Annotated in this window: 16 protein-coding genes; 6 read left to right on the top strand and 10 right to left on the bottom strand. The window is 63.5% G+C overall.

What is annotated here, in order from left to right:
* Positions 1-80 precede the first annotated feature (80 nt).
* Complete coding sequence (locus AC3WLP_RS17990; protein ID WP_003250774.1) at positions 81-452, top strand: DUF2784 domain-containing protein; 372 nt, start codon at positions 81-83, stop codon at positions 450-452.
* Here the strand turns inward: AC3WLP_RS17990 and tam are convergent.
* On the bottom strand, positions 442-1,218 hold the full coding sequence (gene tam / locus AC3WLP_RS17985) for a trans-aconitate 2-methyltransferase (RefSeq protein WP_014753528.1): 777 nt from the start codon (positions 1,216-1,218) through the stop codon (positions 442-444). The genes AC3WLP_RS17990 and tam overlap by 11 nt on opposite strands.
* A gap of 114 nt (positions 1,219-1,332) precedes the next feature.
* On the opposite strand from tam, the gene AC3WLP_RS17980 reads away from it, so the two are divergent.
* A complete protein-coding gene (locus tag AC3WLP_RS17980; RefSeq protein WP_003250772.1) occupies positions 1,333-1,512 on the top strand; it encodes a hypothetical protein in 180 nt (59 codons plus the stop codon).
* Between the two features lie 3 nt (positions 1,513-1,515).
* On the opposite strand, the gene AC3WLP_RS17975 is transcribed toward AC3WLP_RS17980, so the two are convergent.
* Positions 1,516-2,928 (bottom strand): amino acid permease, encoded by a 1,413-nt coding sequence (locus AC3WLP_RS17975; RefSeq protein ID WP_088512760.1) that lies wholly within the window; start codon positions 2,926-2,928, stop codon positions 1,516-1,518.
* A 325-nt stretch (positions 2,929-3,253) separates the two neighbouring features.
* On the opposite strand from AC3WLP_RS17975, the gene AC3WLP_RS17970 reads away from it, so the two are divergent.
* Positions 3,254-4,678: an aminotransferase-like domain-containing protein gene (locus tag AC3WLP_RS17970; RefSeq protein WP_088512761.1), complete on the top strand. Its 1,425-nt coding sequence runs from the start codon at positions 3,254-3,256 to the stop codon at positions 4,676-4,678.
* A gap of 116 nt (positions 4,679-4,794) precedes the next feature.
* Here the strand turns inward: AC3WLP_RS17970 and AC3WLP_RS17965 are convergent, their stop codons facing one another.
* From AC3WLP_RS17965 to AC3WLP_RS17955, 3 genes are read right to left on the bottom strand one after another with little or no spacing between them, the layout of a single operon-like run.
* A complete protein-coding gene (locus tag AC3WLP_RS17965) occupies positions 4,795-5,817 on the bottom strand; it encodes a histone deacetylase family protein (RefSeq protein ID WP_088512762.1) in 1,023 nt (340 codons plus the stop codon).
* Positions 5,817-7,058, bottom strand: coding sequence for a Zn-dependent hydrolase (locus tag AC3WLP_RS17960; protein ID WP_088512763.1), 1,242 nt, complete (start codon positions 7,056-7,058; stop codon positions 5,817-5,819). Before AC3WLP_RS17960 ends, AC3WLP_RS17965 begins: the two co-directional genes overlap by 1 nt.
* Positions 7,059-7,084: 26 nt before the next feature.
* A complete protein-coding gene (locus AC3WLP_RS17955; protein WP_064490797.1) occupies positions 7,085-8,389 on the bottom strand; it encodes an MFS transporter in 1,305 nt (434 codons plus the stop codon).
* Positions 8,390-8,662: 273 nt separating this feature from the next.
* Between AC3WLP_RS17955 and AC3WLP_RS17950 the strand changes: the two genes are divergently transcribed.
* On the top strand, positions 8,663-9,571 hold the full coding sequence (locus tag AC3WLP_RS17950) for a LysR family transcriptional regulator (RefSeq protein ID WP_014591500.1): 909 nt from the start codon (positions 8,663-8,665) through the stop codon (positions 9,569-9,571).
* Between the two features lie 212 nt (positions 9,572-9,783).
* Complete coding sequence (locus AC3WLP_RS17945; protein WP_014860861.1) at positions 9,784-10,338, top strand: WYL domain-containing transcriptional regulator; 555 nt, start codon at positions 9,784-9,786, stop codon at positions 10,336-10,338.
* An 11-nt stretch (positions 10,339-10,349) separates the two neighbouring features.
* On the opposite strand, the gene AC3WLP_RS17940 is transcribed toward AC3WLP_RS17945, so the two are convergent.
* The 4 genes from AC3WLP_RS17940 to AC3WLP_RS17925 form a co-directional block, all read right to left on the bottom strand.
* Positions 10,350-11,126, bottom strand: coding sequence for an SDR family oxidoreductase (locus tag AC3WLP_RS17940; RefSeq protein ID WP_088512764.1), 777 nt, complete (start codon positions 11,124-11,126; stop codon positions 10,350-10,352).
* Between the two features lie 169 nt (positions 11,127-11,295).
* A complete protein-coding gene (locus AC3WLP_RS17935) occupies positions 11,296-12,222 on the bottom strand; it encodes a LysR family transcriptional regulator (protein WP_088512765.1) in 927 nt (308 codons plus the stop codon).
* Between the two features lie 126 nt (positions 12,223-12,348).
* Positions 12,349-13,071 (bottom strand): hypothetical protein, encoded by a 723-nt coding sequence (locus AC3WLP_RS17930; RefSeq protein ID WP_088512766.1) that lies wholly within the window; start codon positions 13,069-13,071, stop codon positions 12,349-12,351.
* Between the two features lie 79 nt (positions 13,072-13,150).
* Entirely contained in the window at positions 13,151-13,453 is a 303-nt protein-coding gene (locus AC3WLP_RS17925) for a DUF3077 domain-containing protein (RefSeq protein ID WP_088512767.1), read from the bottom strand.
* 198 nt (positions 13,454-13,651) lie between these two features.
* On the opposite strand from AC3WLP_RS17925, the gene AC3WLP_RS17920 reads away from it, so the two are divergent.
* Entirely contained in the window at positions 13,652-14,275 is a 624-nt protein-coding gene (locus AC3WLP_RS17920) for a glutathione S-transferase family protein (RefSeq protein ID WP_003250753.1), read from the top strand.
* A 53-nt stretch (positions 14,276-14,328) separates the two neighbouring features.
* Here AC3WLP_RS17920 and AC3WLP_RS17915 read toward each other — a convergent pair whose 3' ends face one another.
* Positions 14,329-15,504, bottom strand: a complete 1,176-nt coding sequence (locus AC3WLP_RS17915; RefSeq protein WP_012052846.1) for an MFS transporter — start codon at positions 15,502-15,504, stop codon at positions 14,329-14,331.
* Positions 15,505-15,526 lie beyond the last annotated feature (22 nt).

The following is a 15,526-nucleotide window of genomic DNA, read 5'->3' as shown; positions in this document are numbered from 1 at the left end:
GGGGGGCCCCCCCCCGCGAAGGGGCCAGATCAGGCAACCCGACTATGCTGGGATAACCCCAATCCCCGGGCGCCCACCCCATGCTCTACCGCCTTGCCGCCGACACCCTGGTGCTGCTGCACCTGGCCTTCATCCTGCTGGTGCTGTTCGGCGGGCTGCTGGTGCTGCGCTGGCGCCCTGCCCTGTTGCTGCACTTGCCGGCCCTGGCCTGGGGCCTGGCGGTGGAGTGCCTGCACCTGGGCTGCCCGCTGACCACCTGGGAAAACCGCATGCGCAATGCCGCCGGTGACGCAGGTTACCAGGGCAGCTTCGTCGAGCACTACGTCTGGCCACTGATCTACCCCGCCGGCCTGACCCCGCAGATCCAGCTGCTGCTGGGCACCCTCGTGCTGGCGCTGAACCTTGGCATCTACAGCTACGTGGCCTGGCGCTGGCGCCGTCCTAGCGGGTAGCAATCACGAACAACCGCGGGAAGGGCAACAGGACCTTGCCATCAGAGGCCGGCGGATAATCGCGCTGCATGGCCTGCAGGTACATCTGCAGGAAGTCGGCCTGCTCCTGCTCATCAAGCCTGGCCAGATAAGGCCGCAACGCCGAGCCCTTGAACCATTCCACTACCGCTTCGGCGCCCCCCACCAACGGGTGATGATAGGTGGTGCGCCACACGTCCACCCGTGCGCACAACGGGCTGAGCAAGTCGTAGTAGAACGCCGCGCTGTGCCGTGGCGGCAGCTGCAAGTCGGCGAATTTCGCCGCCCAGGGGCCTTGGCTTGCGATCTCGCGCAACTGCCGGTGGGCCGGCTCGTCGAGGTTGTCCGGGGTCTGCACGGCCAGGCTGGCGCCTTCGCTGAGCTGGCGCACCAGGTGCGGATACAGCAAGGCGTGGTCAGGTACCCATTGCAGCGAGGCATTGGCCAGGATCAGGTCCTGCGGCTCGGGGGCAGCCCAGCCGGCAATGTCGGCAATGACCGTGCGCACACGCGGGATGCACAGCCGCTTGCGCTCACGGGCCTTGTCGATCATGTCCGGGTCGCTGTCCAGCGCCGTCACCTGAGCATCGGGGTAACGTTGCAGCAGCACTTCGGTCGAGTTACCGGGGCCGCACCCCAGGTCGGTGGCGTGGCGCACCGGCCGTGGCGGGATGGCGGCAATCAGGTCGCGTACGGCGCGTGTGCGTTCGTCTTCGAACAGGGAATACTGGTTGGCGGACCAAGCCATGTGCGGCTCCTTTGGGCGGGCAATGTGCCTAGCATATGCCATCTGTCGCCCGGCGGGACGGTTGCGAACGGATTACCCCGGAACTGATCACCTCTGCTTGAAGTCAGTCCTTGCATGCGCACGCCCTTGAAGACCTACATCGCCCTCGCCATCCTGGCCCTGATCGCTGCGGCCGCCCTGCTCGGTTCACCGTGGATGAACCAGCGTTTCCACATGCCTGCAGAAAAAGCCCAGGCCCAACAACGCGAAACGGCCGGGTCCCCAAGGGAGCCGGCCGTTTCCAGACGCGAGTGACGCTTAGTGCTGCTTGCTACCAGAGCGGATCTGGTGCACCACACCCATCGCCACCACGACCGCCGCAGCGATACCGGTGGAAATGACCAGAATCTGGTAGTCAGGCATGAAGGCCATGGTGACCAGGGCAGCCACGATGAACGCGATCACCAGGTAGGTCAGCCACGGGAACAGCCACATCTTCAGGCGTACTTCCTTGCCCTCGGCAATCAGCTTGCGGCGCATGCGCAGCTGCGAGAAGGCGATGACCAGGTACACCAGCAGGGCGATCATACCGGTGGTGTTCATCAGGGTGTCCAGCACGTCTTTCGGGCGCAGGGTCTCGCTGAAGTTGATCAATGCACACACCACGGCCACGGCGCACGAGCCCATGATCGCGTACACCGGTACACCGGTACCGGCGCGGGTGATCTTGAAGAACGACGGCGCATCGCCACGCTGGGCCAGGGAGAACAGCATGCGCGAAGCGGTGTAGTGGCCCGAGATCAGGCAGCTGCTCACCGAAGTCAGCACCACGAAGTTCATCAGCAGCTCGGCATACGGCACGCCCAGCAGTTCCAAGGTACGGCGATAGGCGCCATAGCCAGAAACACCCAGGTGCGGGTCGTTCCACGGTACCAGGCAGACGATCAGGAAGATCGAGCCGACGTAGAACAGGCACACACGCCAGACCACCGAGTTGGTTGCCTTGACGATCTGCGCAGCCGGGTCTTTGGCTTCGGAAGCGGCGATGGTGACGATTTCGGCGCCGAGGAAGGCGAACATCACCCCGAGCAAGGCACCGATCACAGTGGTGATGCCATTGGGCATGAAGCCTTCGGCGGTGAGGTGGCTGATGCCGCGCACTTCACCGAACTGCCAGATGTTCATCACGGCAGCGGTACACACGATCAGGAAGCAGACGATCGCAATCACCTTGATCAAGGCGAACCAGAACTCGAACTCACCGTAGTGCTTGACGTTGAAGAAGTTGACGGTGATCAGCAACAGGGTCGTGGCCAGCACGAACACGTTGACGCTGATGTCGGGGAAGAAGCCATGCAGGATCTTGCCCGCCACATAGGCTTCCCAGGCCATGAGAATGACCCAGTACCACCAGTACAGCCAGCCGATGGTGAAACCGGCCCAACGGCCAATGGCGCGGTCGGCGTAGGTTGAGAACGAGCCGGTGTCAGGCGAGGAAGTCGCCATTTCACCCAGCATGCGCATGATCAGCACCACCAGGATGCCGCCTGCCAGGTAGGCCAGGACAGCGGCTGGGCCGGCACTGTGGATCACGCTGCCGGAACCGACGAACAAGGCGCCGCCAATAACCCCGGCGATCGACATCATCGTCAGGTGGCGCGACTTCAGCGAGGCACTGAGCTTGCTCTCGTGCCTGCTTTTCGCGGTGGTGGTTGTGGATGTTGCGTCCATCAGTTGTGTACCCCGTGCTTCTTTTTATCCAAGGAAAACTGTGAAACCCCGATGGCTGGCGATTTCACCTGTACATCAGTGCTAATGCGGGCAGGATGGTGTGAACTTACACACGCAGGCCTTCCATGGCGGCCTGCTGACGCGCCCCAGGGCGACTGCCTGAGGCGAACTGAACATGCTTTATGTGGCGATATCCGACACCTAATGTAAAAATGTCCAACGCAGAGAGCCATGCACAGTGGCATGAATCTCGCACTGCACTGTATAGGTCGCCCATGCAGTACACCCTGCAGACGCCAGGCGATACGCACCCTGAAGGCCCCGAATGTTCGAATTACATCCAGACTCCTCTACCCCGCTGGTCAACCAGATCATTGATGGGCTGCGCGAGCTGATCGACAACCAAACCCTCAAGCCAGGCGCCAAGGTCCCGTCGATCCGCGCCTTTGCCGCCAGCTATTCGGTGAGTACCTTCACCGTGGTCGAGGCCTACGACCGCCTGGTCGCCCAGGGGCTGCTGGTGAGCCGTGGCAATGCGGGGTTCTTCGTCAACCGTGCGGCGGGCGAACTGCTGGAGCAGCACAACACCGAGGCCGACACCAGTCGACCAACGTTCAACTCCGAGTGGTACCTGCAGCAGATTTTCGAAATCCGCCAGTTGCCGTACAAACCGGGGTGCGGCTGGCTGCCCAACGACTGGATGTACGAAGACGGCCTGCGCCGCGGCCTGCGCCAGGTGGCCGGCAGCCCGCTGGAGTTGTCGGGGTACGGCGACCCCATGGGCCTGATGGAGCTGCGTGCGCTGACCGCCCAGAACCTGCAACAAGAGCTGTCGATCGTCGCCAACCCAGCACAGCTGATGCTCACCCACGGCGCCAGCCAGGCCCTGGACCTGGCCGCACGCACACTGGTACGCCCGGGCGATGTGGTGCTGGTGGACGACCCCGGCTACCCGAACCTCATGAGCATTCTGCGCACCCAAGGCGCAACCCTGGTAGGCGTGCCACGTACACCGGCCGGCTACGACCTGAACCAGCTGGAGCAATTGCTCACCCACCACCGCCCGACGGCGTTCTTCACCCAGCCGCACCTGCACAGCCCGACGTGCTCGCGCACCCCGCTGCCGCAGTTGCACCGCCTGCTGCAGCTTGCCAGCCAGCATGGCTTCCGCCTGGTGGAGAACAACCTGTACGCCGACATGGTCGCCGAGCCGCAGCCATGCCTGGCCAGCCTCGACCATCTGCAGCAGGTGGTGTACGTGGGCAGCTATTCCAAGAGCATTTCACCCAACGTACGGGTCGGCTACATGCTGGCCAACCCCGAGCTGATGCAAAAACTGCTGCACCTGAAAATGCGCTCAGGCCTGACCACTTCGCAGGTGATGGAGCGCGTGGTGTATGCGGCGATCATCGACGGGCGCTGGCGCAAGCACCTCAAGCGCCTGCGCCAGCGCCTGGCCGAGGCGCATCAGGAAGTTGGCCGGCATCTGCATCGATTGGGCTTCGAACTGTTCACCGAATCGGATGAAGGCATGTACATCTGGACCCGCCATCCGGCGATTCCCGACAGTGCCGCGTTGCTGGACGATGCGCTGGAGAAAGGCATCATGCTAGGCCCTGGGCAGTTGTTCATGGTCGACGCCAAGGCGACCGGGTGGATGCGCTTCAACGTGGCGTTCAGTACGGACCCGGCGATGTGGGAGTTGTTGGAGAAGGTGTTGGTGAAGCACGTGCGGCGGGGTGGGATATAGGGGGTGTCGACCCCGATCGATAGAGGGCAAAAACTCGAAAGCTGCAAAGCGCCCATGGGAATGGGTTCACACGCGAAAAGGCCGGCAGCCAAACCACCGATGCCGGCCTCTGTCACTTATCGCCAGTCCGCCTGTTCAGCAAAGAACGCCTGCGCATTCACCTCCAGGCTCTCCAGGTGATAGCCCCCCTCTTGGACAATCAGGCAAGGCAAGCGCAACGCCCGAATTCGCTCACCCAACGCAGCGAACCCTGCAGTGGTCACAGCCACCTTGCTCTGCGGGTCCAGTTCGTAGATATCGAACCCCAGCGACAGCACCAGTACCTCGGCACCAAAGTCCGTCACTGCAGCCAGCGCAACCTCCAGCTGCCCCATGAAGTCCGCCTGGCTCGCCCCATGCGCCATCGGCAGGTTGAGGTTGTACCCCTCCCCCTCACCCCTGCCACGCTCGTCCGCGAACCCGGCCACGCCCGGGTAGAAGTTGGTCGGGTCGCCATGGGTCGACACATACAGCACATCACGGCGATCGTAGAAGATCTCCTGAATCCCTTGTCCATGGTGCATGTCGGTATCGAGGATCGCTACACGGTTGTAGCGGCTGCGCAGGGCCTGGGCGGCCACGGCGGCGTTGTTGATGTAGCAGAAGCCGCCAGCGGCATCGAACCGCGCATGGTGCCCCGGTGGTCGGCACAAGGCATAGGCGGCAGGCTCCCCGTCGAGGATGGCCTTGGCCGCTGCAACCGCGCTTTGCGCCGACCAATAGGCCGAGTGCCAGGTGTGTCCGCCCACCGGGCAGCTACCGTCTGCCAGGTAGCGGCCGGCCTGGGCGAGGATGCCGCGCAGAGCGTTGGGCTCACGCACGAAAATGTTGGACATGACCTCGTCACCCCAGTCTTCGGGTACTTCTTTCCAACGTGCATGGGCCTCTTCGAGAAAGGCCAGGTAGGCCTCACCATGCACGGCCTTTAGCGGTTCAAGGCCGGCATCGTCGGGCTGGCGGATGTCGAAACCCAGGTCTTTGGCTGCCTGCAGCAGCCGCTGGGCGCGCTCGGGGACTTCCTGCGGGGTGCGCATGGCGCCGCGCGAGTAGTAACTGCGTGGGTGGTGCAGCAGTTGTTCGGGGTGGAAGTAGCAACGCATCAGCCTTCTCCTTGTTCTACACGGCCCGCACGGGCCAACACGGCGTTCAGCAGCACATCGGCACCCTGTCGGGCATCGTCGGGTAATACGTCTTCGGCTTCGTTGTGGCTCAGGCCGCCGACGCAGGGGATGAACACCATGGCTGTCGGGCAGTACCGGGCCAACAGGATGGCATCGTGACCGGCACCGCTGACGATTGATTGCTGGGCGTAGCCCAGTTCATCCACCGCCTGCTGGATGGCGGCCACACATGCGGGGTCGAAAGGCGTGGCCGGGCTGACCCAGTGGCGTTCAATGCGCACCTGCAGGCCGCGCTGGCTGGCAATGGTTTGCAGCTTCAGTCTCAGGTCGCGCTCCATGGCTTCGATGGCTTCATCGCAGTGGTGACGCAAGTCGACCGTAAAGCGCAGCAGGCCAGGAATGGTGTTGCGCGAGGACTTGGCAATCGACAACTCGCCCACAGTGGTCAGCCCTTCGGGTGCGAAGTCCGCTGCCAACTGCTCGACCGCCTGGATCATCCGCGCCGCGCCATACAGGGCATCCTTGCGCAGGAGCATCGGTGTCGTACCCGCGTGGGCCGCCATGCCTTCGACCGTGACGTCCAACCAGCGAATCGCTTGCCCGCCGCTGACGACACCTATGGCCTTGGCGTTGTCTTCAAGGATCGGACCTTGCTCAATATGCGCTTCGAAATAGGCATCCACCGGGCCACCTAAAGCGCGCTGGCCGGCGAAGCCCGTTCGCTGCAGTTCGTCGGCGACGCTGAGGCCATCAGCATCGCGGATAGCCAGCGCTTCGGCCAGCGCAAGGCTGCCCGTGAACACTGCCGAGCCAAACATGGCCGGCGTGAAGCGCGCGCCCTCCTCGTTCGTCCACACGGCAATTTCCAGCGGCTTGCGAGTGTGGATGTTCAGCTCGTTGAGGCGGCGCACCACTTCAAGCCCGGCCAGCACGCCATAGACACCGTCGAAACGACCGCCCTCGGGCTGAGTATCGAGATGGCTGCCCATCATTACCGGTGCGGCATTCGGGTCACTACCTGAACGACGGGCGAACAGGTTGCCTATGGCATCCACCGTCAGCGTCAGGCCGGCTTCGCGGCACCAGTGGCTGAACAGTTCACGGCCAGCCTTGTCCTCGTCGCTGAGCGCCAGGCGGCAGCTACCGCCGCGGGCGGTGGCGCCGATTTCGGCCATGGCTATTAGGCTCGCCCACAGGCGTTCGCCATTGCTTTTCAACATGTGCGGGTACTCCAGAGTCAATCGGATCAGGCCAGTTCCAGGTGCTGGCTACGGGCGTACTGGCGCGCCAGGGCAAGCACGCAGACCAGCGAAAGGGTGGCGATGAAGGTGTAGAACACTGCCATCGGCCACCACTGGCCACTAAAGGTGTGGGCCAACCAGGTGCCGATCAGCGGGGTCAGGCCGCCGGCAAGGGCGCCGCAGATCTGGTAAGCCAGGGAAATGGCGGTGTAGCGCACGCGGGTTTCGAACATGCCGCTGACGTAGCCGGCGATCACCGCGTAAAAAGAGGCCATGCAGGCAGCGGCCAAGGCGATGCCTAGCACAATCAGGGGCCCGTGGCCCGAGCTCACCAGCACAAACATCGGGTAGGGCGAGGCCATCGCCAGCAGGGCGACCAGAGCCAGGAAGCGAGTTGCACCGATCTTCTCCGACAGCCAGGCCGCCAGGGGCTGCACACAGAACTGGATGATCGCCACGAAGAACAGGCATTCCAGAATCAACGAGCGCTCCAGGTGCAATTGCTGGGTGGTGTAACTGATCATGAAGGTATTGGTGAAGTAGACCCCGGCAATGCCCAGGGTATTGGCGCCGATACACAGCAACAGCGGGCGCCAGGCGGTGCGCAGCACCTCGAGGGCCGGAGCCTGCTCCTTGCACCTGGCCTTTTCTGCCTGCTCGCGGCTGGCCATGAATTCGGGCGACTCATTCACGCCCAGGCGAATAGCCAGCCCCACCAGTAGCAGCAGTGCGCTGGCCAGGAACGGCACGCGCCAGCCCCAGCTCATCAGCGCCTCTTCAGGCAGACGGGTGACCGCACCAAACGCCAGCAGCGACAGGATAAGGCCCGCCGGGCTACCCAACTGGGCGAACGACGCGAAGAAGTTGCGGCGGCCCTTGGGCGCATGCTCGCCGGCCATCAGTACCGCCCCGCCCCACTCGCCGCCCACGGCAATCCCCTGGACGATGCGCAGCAGGATCAACAGCACCGGCGCGGCCGCGCCGATTTGTGCGTAAGTCGGCAGCAGGCCGATGCAGACAGTGACGATGCCCATCATCAGCAGGGTGATGACCAAAGACTTCTTGCGACCGATACGGTCGCCCACGTGACCGAAGATGATGCCGCCAAGCGGCCGGGCGAAGAAGCCCACGGCGAAGGTACCGAACGCGGCCATGGTGCTGAACAGGCTGTCGTCGGAGGGGAAGAACAAGGCACCGAAGACGAGCGCGGCGGCGGTGGCGTAGATGTAGAAATCGTACCACTCGATCATGGTGCCGATGAATGCGGCGGCGGCGGCACGACGCGGTTGAGCGGAAGCGGTCGGCTTCATGGGGGCTCCTTTGCTTGTTGTTCTGGCAGGAGTTGCAAGGGTCACGGGGCGCTCTGCTGGCGCTTGGCCTGTTGACTCGATGATGCCTTTTCAGCGGGACAACCCGCTTCCACAGCGTCTGCGCGATCACTGCAGGCGGGGATTCACCCGCGAAGAGGGGCAACGTCGATCCAACAGGTTTCGATGACTGCGATTTATCGGCCGGAGGCTATGATTAGTCAATTTTCTATTTATTATGCGCACTATTAGCCATGCTTATCATCGAGCCCTGCCATGCCTGACCGCTTGCTCAACGACCGCCTCGACTGGAACCTGCTGCGCACCTTCCGGGTCATCGGCCAGGAGCTGTCCATCAGCCGTGCCGCCGCCCGCCTGCACCTCACCCAGCCGGCAGTGAGTCAGGCGCTCAAACGCCTTGAAGAGCAGCTTGGCCGCCAGCTCATTGCCCGTCGCGGACCGCGCTTCGTATTGACAGAAATGGGCGAGCAGCTGTTCCAGCTGGCTGGCGAGGTGTACGGGCAGATGTCGCAGATCGGCGGCTTGCTGGAGCAACCGGCGGACGAGCTGGTGGGCAAAGTGCGCCTGCTGATGATCAGTCGCATCGTCAGCGAACGTTTCGATGACTTCCTGGCCAACTTCCATCGCCAGCACCCAAGGGTCGAGCTGGAAATCGACGTGATGCGCAGCTCCGATATCGTCGCCGCCCTGCAGGAGAAAACCGCTACAGCGGGCCTCAGCCTCAACCGGCGTGCACAGCCACGGCTGGAGCAGCGGCTGTTTCTGCGCCAACGATATGCATTCTTCTGTGGCAAGCACCATGCCTTGTTCGGCCAGGCCGAAGGCGATTTACAGCGGGAGAACTTTGTCAGTTTCACCAGCGACCAAATTGGCGGCATGTTGTCGCCGCTGACCATTTTCCGCGACCAACAAGGGTTTGCCGGGCGTATCGTGGCGTCATCGCCAAGCCTTGAGGAAGTGCGCCGACTGGTGATTGCCGGGTTTGGCATCGGCTGCCTGCCCGAACATGTGGTGGCACCGGATGTTGACGCGGGCTTGCTTTGGAAGCTGTCGCCGCACGAAGGGATTGCCGATGTGGACATTCACCTGCTGTGGAACAGAGAGCAGCGATTCAGCCGGGCGGAGGAGATGTTTATCGAGGCGTTGCAGCGGGTCATCACCTGACGCGCTGAGCCGCTCGATAGACCGCTCAGCATTCGCGCTTGCCAACTGATTACCACTACCACAACGACACGCTCGTCGTTGACTTGGCGGCGCACCACTTGACCGAGGCCTTACGCCACAACTTGGATCCCATCTTGTGACGGGGTATGCTAGGCAATAGCTAAACGCCACTACCCAGGCAGGCTCGGTGCCTGTCTTCAAGGATGAGCCCTTTGCCCAGCCACCCGACCCGCCACACCATCGCCCGCCAGTGGCAACTGCTCAAGTTACTGCCCGGCCGCCACCCAGGCATGAGCTCCACCCAGTTGCAGGCTGCCCTGACAACCGTGGGCCATTCCACCAGCAAACGCACCGTCGAGCGCGACCTGGTGGAGCTCGCCGCACTGTTCCCGCTACAGTGCAACAGTAAAGGCATGCCTTATGGCTGGTACTGGCAACCGGGCTTGAGCCTGGGCGAAGCGCAGCAGCTGCAACCCGACGCACTTACCCCCCCGACACACGTTGTACTGTATGCCTGGGTCGATGACGCGCTGGCCCGCCGCCTGGAACAGTCACCCCTGTCCGTCGATATGCAACTGACGCCGCAGGCTGGCGGCGGCGCCGCGCTGGTGGCCACCGTCGACGACAACCGAGCGCTGATGGGCTGGCTGCTGTCCCAGGCGGGTTCGATCCGCATCCAGGCGCCGCAGGCGCTACGTGCGGCCATGATTGAACAATTGCGCCAGAGCCTGGCGCTGCATGAGGGCGAAGGCGGCTGCAAGCAATAGCGCCAACGGCGTCAGTAGGTTCCTGGATACGCCCCGCCATCGATCAGCAGGTTCTGCCCGGTGATGTACCCGGCATGCGCACTGCACAGAAATGCGCAATACGCGCCAAACTCCGCGGCTTCGCCAAAACGCGACGCCGGAATGGCCTTGCGCCGCGCCTGGGCAGTGACTTCCACATCACCACCCGCCGCCTTCAAGGTCTTTTGCAGGCGCGCCGTGTCGAACGCCCCAGGCAACAGGTTGTTGAGTGTCACATTGCGGCCCGCCAGGCGCTGCTGCCGGGCCAGGCCGGCAATGAATCCGGTCAGGCCACTGCGGGCACCATTGGATAAACCCAGCATGTCGATCGGTGCCTTCACCGCGCCGGAGGTGATGTTCACCACCCGGCCAAACCCACGCTCGGCCATGCCATCTACCACCGCCTTGATCAGCTCGATGGGCGTGAGCATGTTGGCGTCCAGCGCCTTCAGCCAGTCATCACGCCCCCAATCACGGAAGTCCCCCGGTGGCGGGCCACCGGCGTTGTTGACCAGAATGTCGACCTGCGGGCAGGCCGCCAACAGCGCCTGGCGCACCTTGGGGTCGGCCACATCACCTGCCACGGTATGGACCTCGATGCCCGGGCAGGCCCTGCGCAACTCGCTGGCGGTCTGCTCCAGGGTGGCCTGGGTACGGGCATTGATGACCAGGTTGACGCCTTCTTTGCCCAGCGCTTCGGCGCAGCCTTTGCCAAGGCCTTGGCTGGCCGCGCAGACGATGGCCCAGCGGCCGGTGATGCCTAGATCCATTGGTTTGCTCCTTGATGCAATCAGGGTTACAGGGTGACTGACAGGCACTGCCGGGGGGCACTCTAGAGCACAGGACAGGGCCACCGATAATGAAAAGAACTGATCCACCGATAACCGCCGCTTATCCCAACCAGCGCTTCGACAACGGGCTGGGAATAGAGGGGTAGCGTCACACTTCACCCGCCGTCAGTTCCTCCACCAGCAATCGTGCCGCAGGCGATAACAGCGCCGCGACCCGGTGCACGATGCCGAACGGCTCGCTCAGCGCCCGTAGCGGCACCGCCAGCGACACCAGCAACCCGCGCTGCTCGGCAAAGGCCGCCACTGCACGGGGAATGACCGCCACCAATGTCGGGTCATCTTCAAGCAGCATGAAGGTGGCGAAGGTGGAGAAGGTCTCCAGCGGATAACGCGACACCCCCACCCCCGCCTCGCTCAACTCGCGTTCCAGCGCTTGGCGCATGGGCATGTTGGCCGGATAAACCACCCAGCGATAATGGCTAAGGTCGCTGATTTTGAGTGCCGCCGCCCCGGCCAGCGGATGCTGCGGATGCGCGACCACCGCCAGCGGCTCCTGGGCCAGTTCGACAAAGCCATATTCCGCCGCGTTGCGGCCCAGCCCTGGCCGGCAGATAGCCAAGTCCAGGCGCCCTTCGTCCAGCTGGACGAGCAGGTTGGCGCTGGTATTCTCGGCGATTTCCACTGCCAGTTGCGGCTGTTTGCGGCGCAAGCGCCCGAGGGCGCTGACCAGTGTGGGCATAGCCCCCATGATACTGCCCACCGCCAGCCGCCCGCCCTGGCCTTGGACGATGCCCAACACCTCTTCGCGCAGATGCCCCAGGTCACTGTGGATCAGCCGCGCGTAGCGCACCACGCAGCGGCCCACGTCGTTGGCAACCAGGCCGCTGGGCATTCGCTGGAACAACGGTACGCCCAGCACCTCCTCAACCTCGCGCAGGGCCTTGGTGGCACCGGGCTGGGAAATGGCCATGGCTTCAGCTGCCTTGTGCAGCGAGCCACAGCGGTCCAGCTCGATCAGCAAACGCAACTGGCGCAGGCGCAGGCGAGAAAAAATGGCGTCCAGAGAAGGGATCATCAGGCAGGCTCGGCAGGGGGTTCGTCATGCCGAGCACTATAGAGGGTCGTCTGCGGGGGCGTGTTGCGTTTTCAGCAAATGACCCTTGATCGCAGAACACATGCACGCATCTTTCTGCAGGCTGTTTTACCGCGGGCCACGACGTGCCAGGCAGGCATAGGCCAAGCCCAGTACGCTGGCCGCCAGTATGCCAAGCAGCATCATCAGCTCACGGCTGTAACGGGCAACCATGGCCGGAAAACCGATGACCTCGCGGTACACCTGCACATTGGCCTCACCATCGGCATGGCTGATACTGACCCCACCATGGCGGATCTGCGAGTAGTCGGCATCGAAATACACCCACACCTTGCAGGTGCCACCAGGCTCGATGGCCGGGATATCAACCTGGGCAATGGCGGTTTCCAGCAGCGTGTCGTTGCCGGCAGCATCGCGCACCTGCACCAGGCCCTTGGCTGGCAGGCGGATTTTCACCTGCCGGACCTGCGCATCACCACTGTTGTGCAGTTCGATCAGCAGGCCGGTACGGTGGTCGACCAGCCCGGCCTCGAAAGGCTTGGCGAACAGCTGGGCATAAGGGGCCTGCGCCATTTCAATGAGCCGCTCGACCTGATCATGGCCCAGCTGGCCTTGAACGATACCGTTGATTTGCCCCTGCAACTGCTCGTACTTCAGCTGTTCGCTGGCCTTGCTGATCCGCTCGCTGAACTGGCTGGGGTAAGTGAGGTAGGCATAGGTCAGTGACGCCTCAAGGCGCGGATTGCCCCTGAGCAACGCGTAGGCGGCCAACAGGACCATCAGGCCGATCAGCACGGCGACGAGAAGCTTCCCCACCTTGTCCCAGCTCAATGCATGCTTCCTTCTGTCGTGTTACAGACGATTAAAACCGCCCAAGGGTGCCAAGTTCGCGCCCCCCAGGCAAGCCTGGCTAGGCTTCGCCCCCGCCTTCGCGCGCCTGACGTATCTGCAGCAGCTGGCCGTCGATCAGTGACTTGGCCATCCCGGCCAGGTAGTACGTGGCCTTCATCATCACCTGGCGGTCGTCAGGCCTGTCGATGGCCTTGCGGGTGATCTCGGTGATGCAGCCCATGATGCCCGAAGCTTCCATCAGTGCGGTGCGTATTGGCAGTTGCGGTTTCATTTGCACCAGTTCGGCATCGCTGTTGCCAAAGCGGCTCGCGGCTTGCACGACATAGGGCTTGCTGGTGTTTTTCGGCGTTTCGCTGTCCATGTCCATTCCTCAAGGTTAGGCGCTTGCCGAGGCTAGGCCGCTGCCTACCCCATTACAATGACAAAGGGGTGGAAAGGGTCACTTTAGGAAATGGACTACAAGAACCCTGCACAGGGAGCGCCGAGCCCCCGCTCAGCCCCCTTGACCCGCCCCCGGCAGTGGCGGACGATCAACCGCCCCCACACAAGGACGAACACCATGCTGCGGATACTGGGAAGAGCCTCTTCCATCAATGTGCGAAAAGTCCTGTGGGCCTGCGCCGAATTCGAGATCGCGTTCGAGCGCGAAGACTGGGGTTCTGGCTTCAAGGCCACGGACAGCACCGAGTTTCTCGCGCTGAACCCCAACGCCATGGTTCCGGTGATCCAGGACGGCGACTTCACCTTGTGGGAATCCAATAGCATCATCCGCTACCTGGCCAGCCGCTACGGCGCCACCGCGTTCTATCCCGGCGAGGCCCAGGCGCGGGCGAGGATCGACCAGTGGATCGACTGGCAGGCCTCGGACCTTAACCGCTCTTGGAGCTACGCGTTCATGTCGCTGGTCAGGCATTCGCCCGCTCACCAGGACCCGCAAGCACTGGCTGCCGGTTGTGCCGAGTGGTCACGTTACATGCGCATCCTCGACCGCCAGCTGGCCGGCACCGGTGCCTATGTGGCCGGCAGCCAGTTCACCCTGGCCGACATCCCGATCGGCCTGTCGGTCAACCGCTGGTTCGAAACGCCGTTCGAGCACCCGCACCTGCCCGCGGTGCGCGATTATTACGAGCGCCTGAGCGAGCGCCCTGCCTATCACCTGCATGGCCGAAACGGTACCCCGTAGTACCCGCAAGGACGTGTATCCAGGGGCGCAAGGTGCCCCAAGGTTCCGGCCTGTTACAGCGCAACCTGCCGCCCGGCTACCACCCCTCGCCCACGCCAGGCAAGCAGCAGCACCAGCACCAGCCCCAGCGCCGCCATCGCAGCCCCCGCCAGGGAAATCGCCGGGTAGCCCAGCCCGGCGTTGATCACCGCGCCGCCCAGCGCCGCACCGATCGCATTGCCCAGGTTGAACGCGCCAATGTTCACCGCCGAGGCCAGGTTGGGCGCATCCTTGGCCGCTTCCATGACCCGCATTTGCAGCGGCGGCACCAGGGCAAAGCTGGCCGCCCCCCAAACCAGGATCGCCAGGGCAGTCGGCAGCGGCCAGTCCAGTACCAGCGGAAACACCAGCAGCACGGCAATCAGCCCAGCCAGTGACAGGATCAGGGTACGATCGATCGAGCGGTCCGCCGCCTTGCCGCCCCACACGTTGCCCAAGGTCAGGCCGACACCGAACAGCACCAGCATGGCCGTCACGAAAGGGGTGGACGCCGCCGCTTCATGCTGCAGGATCGGCGCAATGTAGGTGAACACCGTGAACATGGCGCTGGAACCCACCACGGTCAGCAACAAGGCCGCCAGTACCGGCCTGCGGCCCAGCACACGGATCTCGGCCAGGGCACCCTCGCCCTTGGGCGACGCAACATTGGGCAGTGCGTACCAGAGCGTGGTCATCGCCACCAGGCCAAGCCCGGCAATCCCCCAGAACGCCGTGCGCCAACCCAGCATTTCACCCAACCAGGTCGCCAACGGCACGCCGCCGATGGTGGCCAGGGTCAACCCCATGAACATTGCAGCCACGGCCCCGGCGCGCTTCGCCGGCGGCACCACACTGGCCGCGACGATCGAGCCGATGCCAAAGAAGGCGCCGTGGTTGAGTGAAGTGACCACGCGGGCCACCAGCAGGCTGGCGTAGTCGCTGGCCAGGGCCGACATCAGGTTGCCCAAGGTGAAAATGGCCATCAGCCCGATCAACAGGTAACGGCGCGGGATCTTCACCGTGGCCAGGGTCATCAGCGGCGCGCCGATCAGCACGCCGATGGCATAGGCACTGACCAGCAGCCCGGCAGCAGGGATGGAAACGCCAAGGTCGGTAGCGATACTGGGCAACATGCCCATGGGGGCGAACTCTGTAACGCCGATGCCGAAGGCACCGATGGCGAGTGCGATAAGCGGTGGATTGATACGCATGGCAAGCTCCTTATCTATGCCG

The sequence above is a fragment of the Pseudomonas sp. FW305-E2 genome (assembly GCF_058782925.1).
Note: the sequence above shows the minus strand (reverse complement) of the source record. Positions and strands in the feature narration are given on the sequence as shown.